The organism is Panacibacter microcysteis (genome assembly GCF_015831355.1).
Taxonomy (GTDB): domain Bacteria; phylum Bacteroidota; class Bacteroidia; order Chitinophagales; family Chitinophagaceae; genus Panacibacter; species Panacibacter microcysteis.
Genome location: NZ_JADWYR010000001.1, coordinates 325,661 through 347,551 on the forward strand (window position 1 = coordinate 325,661; position 21,891 = coordinate 347,551).

17 protein-coding genes are annotated in these 21,891 nt (G+C 41.1%); 6 read left to right on the top strand and 11 right to left on the bottom strand.

From position 1 onward, the window contains the following. Position 1: 1 nt before the first annotated feature. Positions 2-574 carry a DsbA family protein gene (locus I5907_RS01370; protein WP_196988958.1) on the bottom strand — a complete coding sequence of 191 codons (573 nt, stop codon included), beginning with the start codon at positions 572-574 and terminating at the stop codon, positions 2-4. Between the two features lie 67 nt (positions 575-641). Next, positions 642-3,269, bottom strand: coding sequence for an ATP-dependent chaperone ClpB (clpB, locus tag I5907_RS01375; RefSeq protein ID WP_196988959.1), 2,628 nt, complete (start codon positions 3,267-3,269; stop codon positions 642-644). Between the two features lie 334 nt (positions 3,270-3,603). Here clpB and I5907_RS01380 point away from each other — a divergent pair, with 334 nt between their 5' ends. Beyond that, the gene (locus I5907_RS01380; RefSeq protein WP_196988960.1) at positions 3,604-4,653 is read left to right on the top strand and encodes a serine hydrolase domain-containing protein; all 1,050 of its coding nucleotides are present in this window, start codon (positions 3,604-3,606) and stop codon (positions 4,651-4,653) included. Positions 4,654-4,707: 54 nt separating this feature from the next. On the opposite strand, the gene I5907_RS01385 is transcribed toward I5907_RS01380, so the two are convergent. The 3 genes from I5907_RS01385 to gatC form a co-directional block, all read right to left on the bottom strand. Continuing rightward, positions 4,708-5,277 (bottom strand): cob(I)yrinic acid a,c-diamide adenosyltransferase, encoded by a 570-nt coding sequence (locus I5907_RS01385; protein ID WP_196988961.1) that lies wholly within the window; start codon positions 5,275-5,277, stop codon positions 4,708-4,710. A 125-nt stretch (positions 5,278-5,402) separates the two neighbouring features. Continuing rightward, positions 5,403-6,110 (bottom strand): ABC transporter ATP-binding protein, encoded by a 708-nt coding sequence (locus I5907_RS01390; protein WP_231401926.1) that lies wholly within the window; start codon positions 6,108-6,110, stop codon positions 5,403-5,405. 6 nt (positions 6,111-6,116) lie between these two features. Continuing rightward, complete coding sequence (gene gatC / locus I5907_RS01395) at positions 6,117-6,407, bottom strand: Asp-tRNA(Asn)/Glu-tRNA(Gln) amidotransferase subunit GatC (protein ID WP_196988962.1); 291 nt, start codon at positions 6,405-6,407, stop codon at positions 6,117-6,119. 412 nt (positions 6,408-6,819) lie between these two features. Between gatC and I5907_RS01400 the strand changes: the two genes are divergently transcribed. After that, positions 6,820-8,205: a sigma-54-dependent transcriptional regulator gene (locus I5907_RS01400; RefSeq protein ID WP_196988963.1), complete on the top strand. Its 1,386-nt coding sequence runs from the start codon at positions 6,820-6,822 to the stop codon at positions 8,203-8,205. Next, positions 8,205-8,549 carry an Hpt domain-containing protein gene (locus I5907_RS01405; RefSeq protein ID WP_196988964.1) on the top strand — a complete coding sequence of 115 codons (345 nt, stop codon included), beginning with the start codon at positions 8,205-8,207 and terminating at the stop codon, positions 8,547-8,549. Before I5907_RS01400 ends, I5907_RS01405 begins: the two co-directional genes overlap by 1 nt. Before the next feature lie 10 nt (positions 8,550-8,559). Here I5907_RS01405 and I5907_RS01410 read toward each other — a convergent pair whose 3' ends face one another. The 4 genes from I5907_RS01410 to I5907_RS01425 form a co-directional block, all read right to left on the bottom strand. Then, positions 8,560-9,264, bottom strand: coding sequence for a hypothetical protein (locus tag I5907_RS01410; RefSeq protein WP_196988965.1), 705 nt, complete (start codon positions 9,262-9,264; stop codon positions 8,560-8,562). Positions 9,265-9,353: 89 nt separating this feature from the next. Beyond that, entirely contained in the window at positions 9,354-10,286 is a 933-nt protein-coding gene (locus I5907_RS01415; RefSeq protein ID WP_196988966.1) for a BT_3987 domain-containing protein, read from the bottom strand. 11 nt (positions 10,287-10,297) lie between these two features. Then, positions 10,298-11,872 (bottom strand): SusD/RagB family nutrient-binding outer membrane lipoprotein, encoded by a 1,575-nt coding sequence (locus I5907_RS01420; RefSeq protein ID WP_196988967.1) that lies wholly within the window; start codon positions 11,870-11,872, stop codon positions 10,298-10,300. 22 nt (positions 11,873-11,894) lie between these two features. After that, positions 11,895-15,017, bottom strand: coding sequence for a SusC/RagA family TonB-linked outer membrane protein (locus tag I5907_RS01425; RefSeq protein ID WP_196988968.1), 3,123 nt, complete (start codon positions 15,015-15,017; stop codon positions 11,895-11,897). A gap of 337 nt (positions 15,018-15,354) precedes the next feature. Here I5907_RS01425 and I5907_RS01430 point away from each other — a divergent pair, with 337 nt between their 5' ends. Both I5907_RS01430 and I5907_RS01435 read left to right on the top strand, forming a co-directional pair. Further along, positions 15,355-16,233 (top strand): bifunctional 5,10-methylenetetrahydrofolate dehydrogenase/5,10-methenyltetrahydrofolate cyclohydrolase, encoded by an 879-nt coding sequence (locus I5907_RS01430; RefSeq protein WP_196988969.1) that lies wholly within the window; start codon positions 15,355-15,357, stop codon positions 16,231-16,233. 237 nt (positions 16,234-16,470) lie between these two features. After that, positions 16,471-17,100, top strand: coding sequence for a 7-carboxy-7-deazaguanine synthase QueE (locus tag I5907_RS01435; protein WP_231401927.1), 630 nt, complete (start codon positions 16,471-16,473; stop codon positions 17,098-17,100). 7 nt (positions 17,101-17,107) lie between these two features. On the opposite strand, the gene I5907_RS01440 is transcribed toward I5907_RS01435, so the two are convergent. Beyond that, complete coding sequence (locus I5907_RS01440; RefSeq protein WP_196988970.1) at positions 17,108-19,009, bottom strand: OmpA family protein; 1,902 nt, start codon at positions 19,007-19,009, stop codon at positions 17,108-17,110. A 131-nt stretch (positions 19,010-19,140) separates the two neighbouring features. Between I5907_RS01440 and I5907_RS01445 the strand changes: the two genes are divergently transcribed. Next, positions 19,141-19,302, top strand: a complete 162-nt coding sequence (locus I5907_RS01445; RefSeq protein WP_196988971.1) for a DUF1328 domain-containing protein — start codon at positions 19,141-19,143, stop codon at positions 19,300-19,302. 112 nt (positions 19,303-19,414) lie between these two features. On the opposite strand, the gene I5907_RS01450 is transcribed toward I5907_RS01445, so the two are convergent. Continuing rightward, entirely contained in the window at positions 19,415-21,565 is a 2,151-nt protein-coding gene (locus tag I5907_RS01450; RefSeq protein ID WP_196988972.1) for a carboxy terminal-processing peptidase, read from the bottom strand. Between the last annotated feature and the right edge of the window lie 326 nt (positions 21,566-21,891).

Genomic DNA, 21,891 nt, shown 5'->3' on the forward strand with positions numbered 1-21,891 from the left:
TTTATGCAACCTGCTTTTTGGCAGTAGTTTTCTTTTTTGATTTTTTCAGGGCTTCTTCTATAGCTGCACTGATGTTTGCGTAAGTAGGCTTGCCCTGCAATGGTTCGTCATTTATAAAAAATGCGGGCAGCTCTTTTACACCGCGGTCCAGTCCTTCTTTAAGATCGTCCTGCACCTGCCAGCCAAAAGTACCGTCGACAAGATTGGTAAGAAAGTTCTTATTTTTTATTCCTACTTCTTTTGAATATAACTTAAGGCTAACGGTACCAAGGTTGCGCCTGTTGTTGAACATTTCATTGTGCATTTCCCAGAATTTGCCTTCCTGGATGGCTGCAACGGCTGCTTCTGCTGCCTTCATGCTGCGCTGGTGTATGCGTGTTTGTGGAAAATGACGAAAATTGAACCGCACCTGGCCTTCATAATCATTCAACACCTGCTTTACTACCTCATTGGCTTTGGCGCAATCTTCATTTTCATATTCGAGGAATTCCATGATGGTAACCGGCGCATCGGTTTTGCCTACAAATACATCTTTCGGCTCTATTATCTCCATCACCTCTTTTTTGAACGCCATAATTGACTCCTTTCTTTTTGTTTTGATATGTAAAAACAAGTGCCACCGCTTGGCGATGGCACTGTATTTATTTTCTTTTTACTTCTGTCTTTTCCAGTTCAGGTGTTTCATTTCTAAAAACAACCGTTCCGTCGAACACATCCACCAGTACTGGTTTTGATTTATCAATATCCCCGGCCAAAATTCGCTTACTTAACTGATTAACAATCTCTTTCTGAATTAAACGTTTTAGAGGCCTAGCACCAAACTGCGGATCATACCCATTTTCTGCAAGAAAATCTACCAGGTAATCGCTGAACGCCAAATGTATATTATTTTCAGCTACCAATTGCTGCAATTGTTTCAATTGTATGTTAATGATGCTTCTTATTTCTTTCCTGAGCAACGGGTGGAACATGATAATTTCGTCTACCCTGTTGAGAAACTCGGGACGTATAGTTTGGCGTAACAGGTTCATTACCTCTACTTTAGCCCTTCCGGTAGCTTCTTCTACATTGTTTTCATCCACGTTATCGAAAGCATCCTGTATAAGGTGGCTGCCGATGTTGCTGGTCATAATAATAATGGTATTTTTAAAATTTACCACCCTGCCTTTGTTATCTGTAAGGCGGCCATCATCCAGCACCTGCAGCAGAACGTTCCATACATCAGGGTGTGCTTTTTCAATCTCATCCAGCAGCACCACGCTGTAAGGTTTGCGGCGTACTGCTTCTGTAAGCTGCCCGCCTTCATCGTAACCCACATAACCCGGAGGCGCTCCCACAAGTCTTGATACTGTGTGTTTTTCCTGGTATTCACTCATATCTATGCGGGTCATCATGCCTTCATCATCAAAAAGGTATTCTGCCAGCGCTTTTGCCAGCTCTGTTTTACCTACGCCGGTAGTGCCAAGAAATATAAATGAGCCGATAGGCTTTTTAGGGTCCTGCAAACCTGCGCGGCTTCTGCGTATGGCATCTGCCACGGCTGTAATCGCTTCGTCCTGGCCTACCACACGCTCATGCAGATGATCCTCCAGTTTCAACAGTTTTTCCCTTTCGCTCTGCAGCATTTTTGAAACCGGGATACCTGTGGCTTTGGCAATACTTTCAGCAATGTCTTCTGCATCTACTTCCTCTTTCATAATGCGCTTGTCGCTCAGCGTATCTAGTTCTTTAGAGAGTGTACCTATAATCTGCTCTTTATCCTTTATTTTACCGTAGCGGATCTCTGCTACCTTACCATAATCACCGTTTCGCTCTGCCTGTTCTGCTTCCAGCTTTAGTTGCTCTATCTCTGCTTTTGCATTCTGCACCTTTTCTACCAATTCTTTCTCTTCTTTCCATTTGGCCTTAAATGTGTCGCGCTGTACGGAGAGGTTGGCAATTTCGGTATTCAGTTCTTTAAGCGTTGTTTCGTCATTTTCCCTTTTGATCGCTTCGCGTTCGATCTCCAATTGCCGTATTTGTCGTTCCAGTTTATCCAGTTCCTCGGGCATGGAATTCATTTCCAGGCGAAGTTTGGCTGCGCTTTCATCAATCAGGTCTATGGCCTTGTCTGGCAGAAAACGATCGGTAATATAGCGGTGCGATAATTCAACCGCGGCTATAATTGCTTCATCTTTGATACGCACATGGTGGTGTGTTTCGTAACGGTCTTTTAAACCGCGCAAGATGGAAATAGCGTCTTCCACGTTTGGCTCTTCGATCATAACCTTTTGAAAACGGCGCTCCAGGGCTTTATCTTTTTCAAAGAACTTCTGGTATTCATTAAGCGTTGTAGCACCAATAGCCCGCAGTTCTCCACGTGACAGTGCTGGTTTAAGAATGTTGGCAGCATCCATGGCACCTTCGCCCCCACCTGCACCTACAAGCGTATGAATTTCATCTATGAATAACACAATTTCCCCTTCACTTGTTGAAACTTCTTTTACAACGCCCTTTAAGCGCTCTTCAAATTCGCCCTTATATTTTGCCCCGGCAATAAGCTGGCCCATATCGAGCGCATAAATCACCTTACTTTTCAGGTTTTCGGGTACATCGCCATTTACAATACGCATAGCCAACCCTTCTGCTATGGCGGTTTTACCAACACCAGGTTCGCCAACTAAAATGGGGTTATTTTTCGAGCGGCGGCTAAGGATATGCAGAGTTCTGCGGATCTCTTCATCACGGCCGATAACAGGATCCAGCTTACCCTGCCTTGCCATTTCGTTCAGGTTTTTTGCATATTTATTCAGCGCATTAAACTGTGTTTCCTGCGTTTGAGACTTCACAGTTTCACCTTTGCGTAAATCGTTGATGGCGGTGATCAATCCTTTTTCTGTAACGCCTGCATCTTTCAGCAGTTTGGCAGTAGCATCGTTTCCCTGTACTATTGCGAGCAATAAATGCTCGGGTGTTACAAATTCATCATTGAACTTCTTTAAAGCTGCACCCGCCCGTAGTACAACACTGTTCGCTTCGCGGCCAATCATCTGCGCCGGCTCTGTGCTTGTTTTAGGAAGTTTTGCCAAAAGCTCGGCCAACTTGTTTTCAACAAGGTTAACGGTTACGTTGTTCTTTTTAAGTAAATAGTCAACAGGCGAATCTTCCATATCGAGCAGGGCTTTTAAAATATGCTCTGTTTCAATATTCGGATTTTGGTTATTAAACGCCAGCTGCTGCGCCTGTTGTACAGCTTCTGCCGCTTTAATGGTGAAATTCCCTAAGTTCATATGTAGTTATAAGTTGTGTTTGTAAAATATTGTTGATCAGTATGTTTCCGGCTTTTGTCTTTCATGGCATCGCCTGTTGTGTCACTCACTTGTACTGTTGGAACCATGGGCATCTGCCGATCTTCGCACATGCCCCGTATTGCTTCAATTGTACAAGAGTGCGACGCAACGGAAGCTTAATAGTTATTCATTGCCCGGCTCATCATTTTTCTTCAACTTTGTTGCTCAACCGGTTATATGTTTACAATGAACCCATTACTATCTTCGTTAACATACATTCAAATAGCTTTATAACTTTCAGCAAATCATAATCCAACACAAGTAACAAGAAATTATGGCGCAAAAAAATGTAGCAAACTGCATGAAAGTCAGCCCGGTATTGATTTTCATGCTATTATTTCAGGTTGCCGGGGCACAATACAATTTTGCTGAGCTGGACAAAAAACTGGAAAGTTACCAGAAGCAACTGGGTGGTAACGTTGTTGCCATAGTTTACAAAGACAGCCAGGTAGTGTATAAAAAGGAAATGGGTGAGTTTAAGGCCAACACGGTGGCACCCATTGCCAGTTGCAGTAAATGGCTGACTGCTGCACTGGTAATGACCTTTGTGGATGAAGGCAAACTCTCGCTGGATGATAAGGTGAGTAAGTACATACCGGAGTTTACCAACTATGGCAAAGGCTATATAACCATACGGCAATGTCTTTCTCATACCACCGGTATAGAAAACGGGCGCCCGGGCCTTGGCGTACTGCTTGAAAACAGCAAATATGAATCGCTTGAAAAAGAGGTAAATGAGTTTATGGGCAAGCGCGACATTTTTGCGCAGCCGGGGCAGCAGTTTGCCTACAGTACTGTGGGCTTGAATATTGCAGGCAGGGTACTGGAGGTGATTAGCAAAAGGCAATTCGACCAGTTGATGATGCAACGTATTTTCCGGCCACTAAATATGAAGATGAGCACTTTTTACAGCGAACGCGCTGTAAACCCGAGCGGCGGTGCTAAATCTACGGCTGCTGATTACATGAACTTTCTTGTAATGCTGTTAAACAAAGGCAACTTTAATGGCAAACGCATACTGAGCGAACAGTCTATAGCCGAAATGCAAAAGGCGCAAACCACGCAAAATATGATCAGGTACTCACCAGACAATGCAAAAGGATTGGACTATGCGCTGGGAGAATGGGTATTAGAAAAAGACAGTAACGGAAACAGTACCTCTGTAACCAGCCCGGGCTTATTTGGTACGTGGCCCTGGGTTGATAACTGCCGGGGCTATGCCTGCATTATTTTTGTAAGAAACCTGAAAGCAGAGGACAGGAGAGATATGTATACAGACATTAAAAAAGTAATAGACGCACAGCTAAGCAATAAGTGTAAATAATAATAAAGCGGTTAATAAAACAATATGGCGCCGGCCTTTGGCCGGCGCCATATTTTATACCTTGACAGCCCTTGGGTTCCAGATTACTTCATTGATGTTATTCTGGTGGCCAATAAAACGTGCCAAAACAAAAAGATAATCACTAAGGCGGTTTAGATATTTGATGATCAGTGGCTCGACAAACAGCTCGTTTTCTTTCATGTTTACACATAACCTTTCTGCACGACGGCATACGCAGCGCACAACATGCGCGGTAGAAACAGCAACATGGCCGCCCGGCAAAATAAAATGTTTCATTTCGGGCAGCACTTCATTCATGTGATCAATTGCATGTTCCAGCATAACGATGTCTTCTTCTTTCAGATCCGGAATTTTCATGGCTGGCTCTTTATCGGGGTCAACAGCCAATGAGGCGCCAATTGTAAATAAACGGTCCTGTATCTCTTTCAACATATGCTTACTGTTTACATCTGTTATATGATCGTTGAGTAAGCCGATATATGAATTCAATTCATCTACAGTGCCATAAGTTTCGATGCGTATATGGCTTTTCAGCACTTTTGTTCCGCCAATAAGACTTGTCTTTCCTTTATCTCCTGTTTTGGTATATATCTTAAGTGCCATAGCTGATCTGTTTAAAAAAATAAACAACAAAATTAAACATTCACAGTTCGGTGCAATAAAAAAGGAGAGTCTAAACTCTCCCCATATTTTCCACGAATATATTATTATGTTTAATTATTTCTTACTTAAGCCATTACGTTGTGCGTGCTATCTTTTGTAACGTCTGTTTCTACCAGCCCGTCTCTAAGCCTTATTACGCGTTTGGCAAACGCAGCAATATCTTCTTCGTGTGTTACCAGTACCACAGTATTACCAGCTGCCTGTATTTGCCCGAATATTTCCATTACCTCAACGGATGTTTTGGAATCCAGGTTACCGGTTGGTTCATCGGCCAGTAAGATAGACGGGTTATTTACAAGGGCCCGTGCTATAGCAACACGCTGAATCTGGCCACCGCTCATTTCATTGGGCTTGTGCTGGCTTCGCTCTGCAAGCCCAACTTTCCTCAATGCCTCCAGCGCTCTTTCCATCCGTTCTTTTTTGCCAATACCACCATAAATAAGCGGCAGCGCTACATTTTCTGCCGCGGTAAGCCTTGGCAACAGGTTAAACTGCTGAAACACAAAACCAATTTCCTTATTACGCACATCTGCCAGGTCGTCGTCAGCCATCTTACTTACATCGCTCCCGTTGAGTATGTATTTGCCGGAAGTTGGCGTATCAAGGCAACCAAGGATGTTCATAAGCGTACTCTTACCACTGCCGCTTGGCCCCATCAGCGCTACATATTCGTTCTTAAAAATATCAAGCGAAACACCTTTAAGCACTTCCAGGGAGTGGCTACCCATGTAATATGTTTTCCTGATCTCTTCCAGGTGAATGATCGACTGCATAATATTTTATTTCTTGATAACCTTTGGAACTTTAAAAAATGCACCATCTGTAACCGGGGCATTTAGCAATGCCTCCTCCCTTGTTACAGACCCTTTTATTTCATCTTCGCGCAGCACATTGATGGATGCGCCCATGTGTTGCAATGGCTGAACGCCGGTGGTATCTATTTCCTGCAATTTTTCTACAAAAGAAATCATACGCTGCAGGTCAGCTTCTATTTCTTTCTTTTCCTCATCTGTAAAATAAAGACGCGATAAGTGAGCCAGGTTTTCTACCAGTGCACTATTGATTTCCATAATAACAAAAGTAAAAGTAATGGCTTATTGAAGCGCAAAAAATATAACAGCGGCAAATATGTTGCGCGTTCTTTCTGTTATGCGTGATAAACAAAACGGGTAATGCATTTTTGGTACGGGCAGCAGCACTTTGTGGCATCGCCGGTTGTGTCACTCACTGCACCGTTCGGAACGATGATGTGGCATGTGCGAATCAAAGTTCTTTTTGAAACACACACACGCTGCCTGATACGGAACCAAAGCTCAGCTTTATTATACAGTACAAGAGTGCGACGCAACGAAAGCTTCATAGATTTACTGCAGCCGGGAACACAAATAAATAACGCGTAATAACCGGACCGGGCAATAATGACTAAATTTTCCCGTTTTGGGAGAAGGAAAACCGATTTTTTGCTTAGGTTTGAATTACAAAATGAAGCAAGACCCAATATCTATTTTTATCGTAGAAGATGATGCTGTTTACAGCGCCGTATTAGGTCATTTTCTCTCACTGAATCCTGACTTCCAGGTTAAGAAGTTTACATCTGCAAAAGCTATACTCGGGGCTATTCATGAAAAGCCCGATATTGTTACACTTGACTATTCTTTGCCGGATATGACCGGTGATATTTTGCTGGAAAAAGTAAAGACCGCCAGCCCGGAGACAAGGGTAATTATTATCTCTGGCCAGGAAGACATAAAAGTGGCGATTGAATTATTTAAAAAAGGCGCCAACGATTATATCGTTAAGGATAACGATACACAGGAACGGTTATGGATGAGTATCCAAAACCTGCGGGAAAACATTTCTTTAAAGAAAGAAATTGCTACCCTTCAGCAGGAGGTGCAGAAGAAATACAACTTTCAAAAAGCTATTATAGGTAACAGCCCGGCCATAAAACAGGTTTTTGCGTTGATGGAAAAGGCTGCGTCTGCAAACATTACCTGTTCTGTGTACGGCGAAACGGGTACCGGTAAAGACCTTGTTGCCAAAAGTATTCATTTCAATTCTGAGCGCAAGAAGTTTCCCTTTGTTCCTGTAAACGTTGCTGCTATACCCCGCGAATTATTGGAAAGTGAGCTTTTTGGCCACGAAAAAGGTTCCTTTACGGGGGCTGTCAACAGGCGCATCGGCAAATTTGAAGAAGCGCACAAAGGCACATTGTTCCTGGATGAAATAGGTGAGATGGATATAAACATGCAGGCTAAACTGCTGCGTGTACTACAGGAGCAGGAGTTAACGAGGGTGGGTAGTAATGAGATTATCAAGATCAATGTAAGAATTATTGTTGCCACTCACCGTAACCTGCAGGAGTTGGTTAAAAAAGGAAAATTCAGGGAAGACCTGTATTATCGCCTGCTCGGTTTGCCCATTCATTTGCCGCCACTGAGAGATAGGGGTAACGACATTATACTTATTGCCAATCTTTTCATTGATCATTTTTGTACGGAGAATCATTTGCCTAAAAAGCATTTAAGTGTTGAAGCTAAAAAAACGCTTATGCTGTATTCATTCCCGGGTAATATAAGAGAGCTTAAATCCATTATAGAGCTTGCCTGTGTAATGAGCAATGACGAGTTGATTGATACAGAGCATATACAAATACACACCAACAACAATAACAAGAGCTTTAATAACAATACTGAAAACCTTACATTGAAGCAGTTTACCACTCAATTGCTGCAGCACTACCTTGACACATATGAGTACGATGTTTTAAAGGTGGCAGAAAAGCTGGATGTTGGTAAATCTACCATTTACAGGATGATCAGTAACAATGAACTGAAACTTTACAGACACCCTGAAGAACAAAACTAATGTCAGAAAAACCACTATACTCTCTTCATAAACTAAAAGAAATTGATGATTCTGAAGATTTCATCTCGCAGGTAATACAGATCTTTTTAGAGACTGTGCCTGCGAATACCGAAGCTATGAAAAAAGCCTGCGATGCGCAGGATTGGGACCAGGTGTATTTCTACGCGCATAAAATAAAGGCAAATGTAAATTTACTGGACATTACGAGTATTATAGACGATGTGAAGGAGGTGGAGATAAACGCCCGGGGGCGGATGGCACTGGAATCAATTAAAGATAAAGTATTTGGGATTTCGGTTGTAATACAAAAGGTGGCTGATGTACTAAAAGATTCTTTTACTTAAAGCGCAAAAATTACTTGTTTAGAACCTGAAATATATCGATCAATGATTTGTCAAGATCGTATGAGAAATCTGAACTTTCTAATATTGCACTCAAATCGAACTGTTTAAATTCTTTTTTTAAGAACCCAGTATTGGTTTTCATTTTTTTAAAAAGATTGGATAAACTGTCGTGATAATAATATTCTGTTTGCAAATCGAATTGCCGAAGATCTGATTGTACATAATTCGTACTGACAATGACAAGTTGAGACTTATATTTTTTGTATAAGGAAAATCGACTACCGGATAACATTCTTTGATAAAACGAGGAATCTTGAGCTGAAACGAAAGAACCTTTTATAAAAATAAGCTCTCTTGTAATACCCAGATCTTTATTCGCAGAGATGGCAAACGAATCCAAAAGCCCCGAAGGCTGAAAGAGTGTTGATGATATTGATCCGGAATTACTAAACTCTATAATTTGATCGTAAGTGTTATAACTGATAAAAGAAGTGTTCGCTGCTTGACCATGAAGAAATAATTGACCTTGCTTGCGTCCACCAAACAGGTATGGAGATCCTTTAACTTTAAAGTTTCCAACTTGGACTACGCTATTCTCATTTTCAAGTAACAATCTATTGTACATTTGAGCGGCGTCAAAATACGAGCGCGCCTGGGAGTACCCGGCAAAAAATAAAAATGTCAGGATTACAGTTACTAGCAGTTTAGAGTTCATCATTTTTATTTAGCATTTTAAATACAACTTATCATCAATAATAAAAAAAACTGCCAGTATTTAACTGGCAGTTTTTATGAACTAAAAAACTATTCTTTAGTCAATATTTCTTCTGTTACACGCCACCCTGTAGAACCCATGTAACCATATCTTAGATAAAAGGTCCCTGTCGCCGGATCATATGTGTTATTGCATTGTGATGATCCATCCCATTGTGGTACATAGCCCGGATTTGTTGTTGGCAAACCGTTGTCAAACTGTGTGTATGGGGCACCCGCCGCGCCTGGTGCTGCAGTTATTGTTACATGATTTGTTTCAGGATCAACTGTTAACCATGATATATAACCGGAAGTGCCCAAATCACCGAGAAAACATTCCACTGTACGCGCGTCAACCGTTGGAAGAACTTTTTCTTCATCAACAGCACGAGGTACAGATGGGTGATACACATAACCAGTTGAATGATAATTACCGTCATAAATATTTTTGATTGCGATCCCAAACACAAAGTCCTTTGAATTGGATGCAATGGTATAATCACTACCAGATACTTCAGTAATAGTGAAACCCAGTCCGTAAACGACACTTGGATCAATTACCGCTGCATCTGGGATCGTTACAACAAATTCAGCATATTTCTCACCAGCAGGTATTAAAACTTTACCACTTGGCAGAGTATAATAACTGGCATCAAGCTCGGTTAAACCCGTACCATCCAGTAAAGCATTGTTTAAGGTAACTGTAACTTCTAAATCTTTACTTACAGCCTGATCAGCTGCGATTTTTACGAGCGTTTGGATCGTTTGAGGCGTACTTATGCCAGAAATACCAGCCACTACGGGCACCTGAATTCCAGTTGCATTTACTTTAGATTGTTGGAAAAGAACCCCTTTCTGAGAACCAGGATTGTTTATACCATAAACGCCGTCCTCGAAATCATTATCCTTCAAACACCCGGTTAGAAACATCGCCCCCAGCGCAAATAAAAAGAGCGAATTCAATCTTATGAATTTCAATTTCATATAAATTTATTTTAATTATTGTCCCAGAATATTTTACTGCTGAATTGATCTATTGTACCTTCTCCTTTAACATTAGCAGCGTTGTAATTGTATTCGTTTTGTGGATAGAGTAGCCTTATAGGTATTTCTGTTGCAGTATTTTGCGGAGCAACAGATAGAGGCGGGCCTGCTGTATAACCACCTGGGGCTCCGTAAACAAAATGCGTACTACCATCATAAGGTACGCGTCTGTAATCGGACCATATTTCAAAAGGAGCAAGCGCATTTAACGCAAACCATTTTTGACAAATAATAGTATTTAAGCCCCCGCCTTCTGCATAATAATCAACATCTGGATAAGTTGCGTTTCCTTCGAGATATGCCTCGGCAGAAGCAGCATCCAAACCTAACCATATAAATGATTCAGTAACAGCAGCGACTGTTAATTGACCAGCATCGCCTGCAATAATTCCCCTTTCAGCAGCCTCAGCCTGTAAAAACATGCTTTCTACGCTGGTTAACAGCCACGCATCTGAAGCTGCGCCCTCAGGAAGCAAACCCGGTCCGCTTATTGAAGATAACGTTGCAGCTGCATTTTCTGTCACTGGTGGTAAGCCATAAGCTACCCCACGCATACCTTGGTTACCAGCTACATAAAAACGATTAATACGAGGATCGCCATCCCATCTGTACCATCCATAGGTTTCAAGTGCACCAGTTGCGTCTCCTACTGCATAAGAGTTACCTTTGTAGTAAACAGATGAACCCGTTGCAGTGGCTGTTTCGTCCCGCACATAGGTTCTGTAGAATGGATTAGGTTTAGTGGATCCGAAACCCGGGTTAATCATAGCTGATTCTCCGGTTCCAAGATAACCTAGGCCATTTTCTTCAATTTTTGCAACTTCTCCAGCGATATCAAAATCCGATACGCCATACACGTGAACCAGCATTCTTAATTTAAGTGTGTTAGCTAATTTAATCCACAAATTAACGTCTCCGCCGTAAACAAGATCATTTGTTTCATAATCTACGTTAACGTCAGGATTTGTTTCGTTTAATAATGTTATCGCAGTATCCAATTGACGGAACAGGTCTTTGTAAATGTCAATACCCTTATCATATTTCGGCGTGGGATTAGCATTTCCTTTTAGCGCATCAAAATATGGTACGTTATTATAGACATCTACTAAAATTTGAAAATTGTGGGCTTTCATAATTCTAGCAACACCTTCGTAAAAAGTTGCTCCTGCCTGATGCGCCTTATTCTGCATAATATCATAGTTGAAGGCGTTTGAGTACAAATCATCCCAAACATTCGTTTGAAAGTTAGTAGTGATTTGATATGTCTCTTCAGTTACATTGGGAGCATAAGTACCAGATCTAGCCCAATAGCCAAGCCAGTTCTGCAACCAACCCCAATCTGTTGCTACAATATATGAGGTAGACTGTAAAGCAGCAGGAAGTAACACATTATAAGTTACCGTACTGTCTGTAGGCTGATTGGGGTTTTTATTTACATTAAAACTTTCCTTCTTACAACTCTGTATGCCGGTCGTAAGAACAACCAGTAGTACAAAAATTATGGAATATGACTTTTTAAGTTTCATATTAAATATTTATCTTATTATTTTAGAATTGGACAGTAACGCTTGCACCAAAGATCCTTGTTGGAACTGTATTATAAATACTACTTACACCCTGTCCATTTGATGAGGTTGAAGCTGAAAATTCTGGATCAGTCCATTGATTACTTTTTGGAAGCCAAGTTTTCAGATTTCTACCGTTAACAGCTATAGTCAATCCTTTTACCGCATTATGTAAAAATCCCGATAATGCTTTACTAGGAAGAGAATATGCAATAGAAACTTCTCTAAGTTTCCAGAAAGCCCCACTAGATATGTAGTTTGACTGTACACCGGTATTTATATCCTGTGACCAAAAATTATAACCGTAGGACTTGGTGTATATGCTCGTATTTTCAACATACTTGGAACCATCATAATATACAGAATTAGGGAACACAAACGCCTGACGATCATTCTGACCACTTCTATATGAAATGCCAGAAAAGTCAAGTGCGGATCCAATATTACCGCTATAGATTTGATTGCCACCACGATAATCGGCAACCGCATTTAACGAAAAGCCTTTCCAATTTACACCAAGATTTAAACCTATGATGTTCTTAGGCAATGTTCTACCAAAAACGCTCGTATTTGGATTTTTCTGGGGCATACCGGTTGTTCCATCAACAATTACACGACCCTGATCGTCACGTAAATAATCCGTAAGCTTAAATACGAAAGCAGGCATACCAACGATTGCATAGTTTGCATTACCAACCGCCAATTCGTCAACGCCATCAATCAAACTGGTTACCTTACTATCCTGCAAAGTATAGTTGACTTTAAAATCAATTGTAACATCCCTCAATTTAATTAATGGAGTAAGCTTTAAATCAATTTCCAAACCTTTATTATCAAAAGACGCGGCATTTAATACAGAACGTGGGAATCCTGTTGAAGATGAATAAGCAACAGATATAATCTGGTCAGTATTATTTTGAGTATAGGCGTTTGCTTCTATATTTATACGGTTCTTCAAAAACCCTAATTCAATACCAACTTCTTTATTGTTAACAAATTCTGGCTTGTACTGAGACTGTACCAGTGTTCCGGTAGATCCAAAACCCTGAATATCACCATACGGGAAGAATGTGGACAACCCATAAGTATTCTCAAGTGAATAAGCACCAAGATTAACATTACCAGTTTTAGAAATAGCACCCCTAACTTTAAAGTAGGAAAGGAAGTTGTTATTTTTCAGACCTGGAATCAATTCATTAACAAGGACTGATAGACTTGCCCCTGGGTAAAAGAAAGCGATTTTTGAATAATCAACAGGCTGATAAGGATTTGAAAGCCTGCTATCTATATCGTAACTCCCTGTAAATTCTGCAAATAACCAGTCGTTATAACCAACAGCGAATTTGCCGAAAAATCTTTCTAGCTTTTGTCTTGAGTCAGCTTCTGCAACACTCGGTTCACCCTTTCTCACGATAACGTTATAAAGTGTTGACTGACCTAAATTGCTACTTGAAATATTTGTTGTTTTTGAACTTATATCACGAAAAGATTGTCCAACTAACAGATCTAGGTTAACACCACCAAATTTCTTATTGAAAGTGGCAAAAATCTCTGAAGTTATCCTGCTTGAAAAAGATGTAGCATCTCCAACTGCAGCAACTATGTCACCACTTTGCGCGATAGATTTTCCACTTTCTTTAGTAAACTGAGAATAAGTAAAAGGAGCCGTTGTATTTTTGGCGGTTGAATTATTTATTGAAGCTCCAATACGATAAGTAAGATTCATCCAGGAAGCAACTTTAAAATTCAATTCAACATTTCCAAAAAGATCATCAGACCTTCCTGTTGTCCTATAATTATCAATAATGAAATATGGGTTAGAATAATAATCATTATAATAACCATCAGGGCTTGACCAATAATCATTTCTCCAATCTTTGAAAGCAGTTATAGGGATCTGCATTGGCGTGTTGATCAAATTCCAATATACAGATTCATCCCTACCAGGTTGGGTAGTTATGTCGTATTTACCCTGTGTATAACTAAGGTTAAAAGCAGCTTTAAACCTGTTGTATTCTTTTTCAGCCCTCATACGAACATTGCGCCTGTGGTTTTCATCTTTAGGAACAACGCCCTGTATATCTACGTTTTGAGCACTTAAATAAAAGTCGCCTGTAGCAAAAGAAATATCAGTTTGATTAGTTATACCTGTGTTCCAAAACTTTTTCTTTTCTTCCGGACGGGCAACATAGGTAACTTCATATTTACTCCCGTCAGGAGCATCACGACCAATCTGACGAAGCGATCCATCGAAAGCATCACCATATCCCTGGTTCTCAATAGGGTCGTAAACCCCATATCCGTTAGCATCTATAGAAGAGCCTCCACCAAAGCGGGTTTGCAGTTTAGGTAAGTATGAAACAGTTTCAAACTGCGTGGTATTACTCACGGAAATTTGAGGCTTGCCTTTCACACCTTTTTTGGTTGTAATCACAATCGCGCCATTTACACCATCAGGACCGTAAATTGCAGTTGAAGATGATGATTTGAGCACGGTCACATCAGCAACGTCATTTGGGTTGATTGAAGAAATGTAAGATAATGCAAGAGGTACACCATCCAAGATTAACATTGGCTGATTGTTGCCAGTTAAAGAGCGGATACCACGTAAGGTAATACGTGTATCAGCAAATACGCCGTTGTTAGCTGTCTGAATGTTAAGACCGGAAACTTTACCAGTGAGGCCATTCTGAAGGTTTACCACCCTAGCCTGGGTTAATTCTTTTGTGCCAACCTTTGCAGTAGCATACCCAAGAGATTTAGCCTGTCGTTGAACTCCTAATGCAGTTGTAACTACGACATCTGTAAGGGAATTTGACACTCGTGTGAGAGAAACAGTTAAGTTCGATTCTGAACCCACCGTTACTTCTTTTGTTTCAAAATTGACCGCGGTAACAACAAGCACATCACCATCTTTTGCCTGAATACGAAAAGAGCCGTCGGGATCAGCAGCAACAGTAGTCTTGGCACCCTTAACAGCGATAGTTGCGAAACCAATCGCTTCGCCAGTTGTTTCAGTAACCTTTCCCGTAATGGTTCGGGTTTGCGCTATGGCCATCGAGGTAGATAGCAATAGCATGAGTAAGAAACTTACAATTTTTCTCATGTGACTATAGGTTTTAAAAAAATTTTGCGCCCAAATGTATGGGATTAATAACAAATGGTTAAATAAATTTAAACGGCTTGTTAAATTGTATAAACCAGCGAAAAAGACAATGAACGGCAGGCAGACGCTGCTTACATCCGTGAGTTTATTGTATATTATTTTTCATACTATGTATCATCTAACAATACAATTTGTTGCATATCTCTATCTGCATCCAAAAGAACGTGGTATTTTTGAATTTTCACATATGATATTATAGAAAATATGTTGGTATTTCGAGCCGTGATATGTCTTAAATATCCCCTCAAATTGAATACATAAACTATACTTTTGCAGCATGATAGTTTTAGACGGTAAGGTTGCCGCAGCAGCCACAAAAGATCAGCTTAAAGAAGAGGTTGATGCAATCATCAGGGCCGGGCGGCCGGCACCACACCTGGCAGCCATTTTGGTAGGGAATAACGGTGCCAGCGAAACCTACGTTGCCAGTAAAGTGAAACAATGTGCTGAAATAGGCTTTCAATCTACACTTATTCGTTTGGACGCTGACGTGTCTGAGGAACATTTGCTTGAAAAGATAGAGTCGCTCAATAATGACCCATCTGTAGATGGTATTCTGGTACAACTGCCTTTACCCAAACAGGTAAATGAACAAAAAGTAATCGAAGCAATAGACCCCGCAAAAGATGTGGATGGCTTTCATCCTGCCAGTGCAGGTAAACTTGTGCAGGGCTTACCAACCTTTATACCAGCCACACCCTATGGTATAATGTTGATGTTGGAACATTTCAATCTCGAGACCAAAGGCAAACATGCGGTGGTAATAGGCAGAAGCAACATTGTTGGCAGACCTATGAGCATTTTACTTAGCAGTAATAATAGATTCGGAAACTGTACGGTTACCATTTGCCATTCGCATACGCATAACCTGAAAGAGATATGCCTGCAGGCAGATATATTGGTTGCAGCACTTGGCAAACCAGAATTTGTAAAGGCAGACATGGTAAAAGAAGGAGCAATTGTCATTGACGTGGGAATTACAAGAGTAGAAGACAATACCGCAAAAAAAGGCTTTCGCATAAAAGGAGATGTTGCCTACAATGAGGTAGCTCCTAAAACTGCAGCCATTACACCGGTTCCGGGCGGTGTTGGTTTAATGACAATTGCCGGCTTGCTGAAAAATACATTACAGGCCTATAAGCAAAGACGCGGCTAATTTTTTTGAGCCCTGCTGCATTACTACTATCGGGCTTTTGTTGCGTCGCACTCTTGTACGGCTAAAGCATTATTCGGCAACTGCGGGTGCCGCAGCTAATAGCAGTTTTCCGGTAGTTGTAACAGCAGTGCGCCGCCTGCTGATCAACGTTTCTTCAGTACAAGTGAGTGACACAACAGGCGATGCCCAAAGATATTCAGCCGGCTACATGATTATTTATAACACCTTTCATCTTTCATGAATTTAGCAGATACAGCAGAAAATACCATCACTTCAGTACCTGTAATGGAAGCGTTTTACACGCTGCAGGGCGAAGGCTTTCACCAGGGCCGTGCCGCGTACTTTATAAGGTTGGGCGGCTGCGATGTGGGCTGTTTTTGGTGCGATGTAAAAGAAAGCTGGGATGCAAGCGCACATCCTGTACAAAACATAGCACAGATTGTAGAAGAAGCAAAAAAACATGCCGGCAGACTGGCGGTAATAACCGGCGGCGAGCCTTTGATGCATAACCTTACCGGCTTGACGCAACAACTGCAAGACGCTGGTTTCGAAACGAATATTGAAACATCTGGCTCATCTGCTTTAACAGGCAACTGGAACTGGATATGCCTTTCGCCTAAAAAATTTAAAGCTCCACTTACAGAGGTGTTTGAAAAAGCAAACGAGTTAAAAGTTGTGGTATATAATAAGTCAGATTTTAGCTGGGCAGAGCAAAATGCTTCTAAAGTAAATGCCAACTGTAAACTTTACCTTCAACCCGAATGGAGCAGGTGTAACGAAATGCTACCGTTGATCATCGATTACATCAAAGAAAATCCGCAATGGGAACTAAGTATGCAACTGCATAAATACATCAATGTGCCTTAACAAAACACTAAAGGCCGGTAACAATAAATTCTGTGCGCCTGTTCATAGAACGCCCTTCTTCAGTTGCATTATCTGCCAATGGTTTAGACGCGCCAAATCCTTTAACAGTAAGCCTTTTGGCCTCTATGCCTTTGCCTGTTAAAAAGGCTACAACGGCCTGCGCACGCTCCAGCGATAGCTGGTTATTTCTATCTGCAGTACCTGTGTTGTCTGTATGCCCGTTTATCTGCACTTTAAGCGTAGTGTTTTCCTGCAAGAGCTGCAGTAGTTTGTCTAACTCAATTAAACTTACAGGTTGCAATTTGGCCGTATTGGTTTCAAACTGAATATTATTTAGTACACCAACAGCATTCACCTGCAAAGGCTGCAGTTGAATGTCTTTTACATAGATACTATCAGATGCTTTGTTGCCTAATTCAAAGAGGCTGCTGTAAAATAAATATCCTTTACGGTTAACAGCAAAGGTGTAGTCGTTACCTACAGGTAGCGTTACAAAGTAAAAGCCGGTCTCATCGGTTTGCACTTTTGATATGACCTTTTGTGTACTGTTTTCAATTAACTCAACAGCGCACGGTATAGTATGTTTTGTAACTGCATCAACAACTGATCCCTGTATGTACAATGTTTTCACCGGCTTAATATCTGCACGAAGATTGAATCTGTACAGATCAAGCCCCCCACGCGAATCTGACCTGCTGCTGGCATAGTAGGCAACATCCCCTTTAGATGATACAAAAATGCTTTCTTCATCTTCAATGGTATTGATGGGGTAACCCAGATTTTCCGGTATTTGCCAGTTATTGCCGGCATCTTTCCGGGAAAGAAATATGTCAAGGCCACCATATCCCTGCAAACCATTGCTGGTAAAATAAAGCGAGCGGTTATCCGCATGAATAAAAGGTTCAATTTCATCTCCTTTGGTATTTACTGCAGGCCCTAGATTTTGTGCAGGTTGCCATCGGCCATTTGCAGAACGGTAACTTACATAAAGATCTTTTCCACCGGAGCCTCCCGGCCTGTTACTGCTAAAATAAAGTGCGTTCTTATCCGGACTCAAACTTGGTGAGCTTTCCCAAAACTCTGTATTGATGTTAGCCCCCAGGTTGACTGGTGTGCTCCAGCCCTGTGGTGTATTATATGATATGTAGATATCAAAATTCCCAAAACCTTCCTGGCCGAAATTGCCGGCAAACACGAGCCATTCCCCATCCTGGGATATATTGATGGCACCTTTTGAAGGTTGCTCGTTCAATTGCCCGTTTATAGGCGCTGCTTTGCCGTAACCATTTTGCAATAAGTTACTCATCATAAAATTTTCGCGTATGCCTTCAACGTGCCTTGTAAATACGAGAGTGCTATCATCAATAGTAAAAGAGGGATAATATTCCGACTGCTTTGAATTGATACTGTCGCCAAGATTCTCAGGGGTGAAAATATAAGTTGAAGCAGCATGTTTTTTTTGGTAGTCTACAGCAAACTCATAACACTGTTTCCTGTATGTGGCACTTTTGATACTCTTGTCATTAAGATTAGGAATAAGCAGAAAATCTTGAACCGCGCCAAGGGCATCAGTAAACCTTCCAAGCCCTGCAAGATTGATAGAATATGGCAGATTATAAAACCTGAAATAAGCGGTATCAATTGCTTTGGCTTTCTTATAATGTTCAATTGCTTTCTGGTAATCTTTAAGTTCGCCATAAACCCCGGCCAGCGATAGCCAGGCATCAACAAACCTGGGTTCATATTCAATAGCCTTACCCAGCAAAGGCAACGCATCTCTAATAAAACCATCTCTTAACTGCAGCATTGCATCTTCATAAGCTTTGGCTGCCTTCGGATGTATCTTCGGCTCCTGGGCAAAAACAGCGACAGATAGAATAGCAAGAATTGCAGTAAGAAAAGTTTTCATTTTGCGAATGTGGTGAAAACATGTAAACATCGCGTGTTAAACTGCCGAATGTCTCTAATTATTGTGTGGAATTTATTCTGGCATATTTTCTGAAAAAGAAGTAATATTATTCATCATAAAAACTTACCACTATGTTACGCTGGACAGTCATTTTTCTTATAGTAGCAATTATAGCTGCTGTATTTGGTTTTTCAGGAATAGCTGCAAGTGCAGCGGGAATAGCTAAGGTGTTATTCTTTATTTTCATCGTCCTTTTCCTTCTGTCATTGATTCTTGGCAGGAAATCCGTGTAAATTGAACCAGTACATAACGAGGCAGTTTTTACCCACTTCAAGTATTAAAAACTGCAATAAAATAAAAAAGCTTTCCGGAAACGGAAAGCTTTTTTATTGATTCGAATTTATTTTATTGCTTTACGGTCACCTGGCTTTTAGCTGCTATTACATCTCGAACAATATTAACCGTTTCGTCAATATATAAGTCACGTTGAACACTTTTCAGCCACTGCTGATAACGCTCGCCTTTCGCTTTATCAGCATTATTAAAAAATTTATCTTTATCAACTTCCACAGGTTTCATATCCATAGGCGCCTGCAATTTGGAAAGCGTATCATCCTGCTTTACCGTATTACGCAAAGTGGCCTGTTGCTTTTTGTAAGCTTCAAGATTTAACTCATATGCCCGTTCTGTATTCTTGCTTAACCAGTCAGTGTTTTTCTTTATCCCGGCAAAGGCAGTATTTGCAGAAACTCTTTCATCTGCCTTCTTCTGAATCTCAGCCCAGTTTATATCCATACTCTGCTTATAATCAGCCTGTGGAATCTGATCCCATGCAAGTGCAGAAGGATTATCCTTTTCGCGAAATTTGATGTATTCATACACATCAGGCAGCACTACATCGGGCGTTACGCCTTTTAACTGTGTTGAGCCACCGTTAACACGATAGAATTTCTCGAAAGTCAGTTTCAGTGCCCCGTATTCAGTCTGGCCAGTGGTCATATCCTGCCTTCCGAGCGGTAAATTTTTCTGTACCGTGCCTTTACCATACGTAGATGTACTACCTACTACGATACCTCTTTTGTAGTCCTGAATGGCTGCAGCAAATATTTCAGATGCCGAAGCACTCAATTCATTTACCATCACCGCCAGTGGACCCTCGTACAAAACACCGGGATCGGTATCGCTTAGTGTTATAGGCTTGCCATCCCTGTCTTTTACCTGCACAACCGGTCCGCTTTTAATAAACAACCCTACCATTTGTACCACCTCGTACAATGAACCACCACCATTATTTCTAAGATCCAATATTATTCCCTCAACATTTTCGGCTTTTAATTTCTTTACTTCATTGGCAACATCCTGTGAACAACGGTTACCTTCAGGCCTGTCGAAATCTGCATAAAACTCAGGCAGGTAGATGTAGCCGATTTTCTTACCGTCATCTGTGATCACAGAACTTCTTGCAAAAGTTTCATCCTGTACTATTTCGTCTCTTACAAGAGACACTATCTGTAATGTACCATCATTCTTTTTGAAAGTAATCCTTACTTCTGTTCCTTTCGTTCCGCGAATCAATTTAACTACATCAGTTACAGCATAGCCGGCCACATCAACCGGTGGCTCTGCACCTTGCGCTACTTTCAATATCTCGTCATTCACCTGTACCTGTCCGCTTTTCCACGCGGGGCTGCCGGTTACAAGGCTTGCTATTTTAATCGAGCCATTTTCTTCCGTTAACTGCGCCCCAATACCATAAAAACGACCACTCATTTCTTCATCAAACCCGCGCTTGTCTACAGGCGCAAAATACTCTGTGTGAGGATCCATGAGATCGGTGATGGTATTAACAAAAGAACTGAACTGCTGGTCAGCGTTAAACACCAGTTTGAGCCTGTTATAATTTCTGTCAAGTGCACCCAAAACTCTCGTCCTCGCTTCTTTCTCCAATTGCGCATCGGTTTTGGAGGCCATTGAATCTTTCTTATCGGCCTTTTCACGCTGTTGCTGCAGATCTACAAAACGCTCGAGCGTCATAAACTTTAAACGTTTGCGCCACGCTTCTTTCCTGGCTTCTTCATTTGCAGCGTAATCAATCTTTTCACCATCGAGTTGTACATTTTCATTGGCACTAAAATCAAATGGCTTTGAAAGAAGGTCTTTATAGATAGTCATTACCTCTCCAATACGCTTTTCATAAATCTGCCCTGCCGCAGGGTAAAACTCCATTGTAGTTTTACCAAGAATCTCTTCATCTATAGCAGCCTGGTATTTAGACAAAGCCTTGATATCTGACTGAAGAAAAAGATTTTTTTCAGGATCCAGGTTTTCGAGGTATTTCTTAAATACAGACCTGGAAAAGTTATCGTCTATGGCTTTAGGGCTGTAATGGCGCTGCTCCAGGATGGAACCTATTGCTGTTAGTAGTTTTTGTTGTTTTGCATATTTGTCTTCGTTGCTTTTTTCACCTTCCACATTATCTCTTCCCGTAAATGCCCACAATACGCCACTTACCAGCAAAACCAATAGCAATAAAGGCCAAACTTTTCTGTTCATCATAATTTTAAAAATTTTATTAGCCATCGAACCAAAATTAGGCGAAAAATAAAAGCAGCTTATACCCGCCAAAACTAATTAACAAGGATTTTTTAGCGCTTTCTGAAAGTAAATTACCCCATTTGGTATGTAAAGGGTAAACAAAATACATTAACGGTATTTCTGCCTTTTATGTTTTCTACAATTTCTAATTCTGTGCCGCATTTGATAACCGCCACCTGCAGTTGCCATTTGCATTACAGTTGAACGGATTGCGACGCAAGGGACGATGCCCAAAGATCCTTTGCTGGTATTTTAAATAAAAAAAGAAATTATTATGAGCCCGGCTG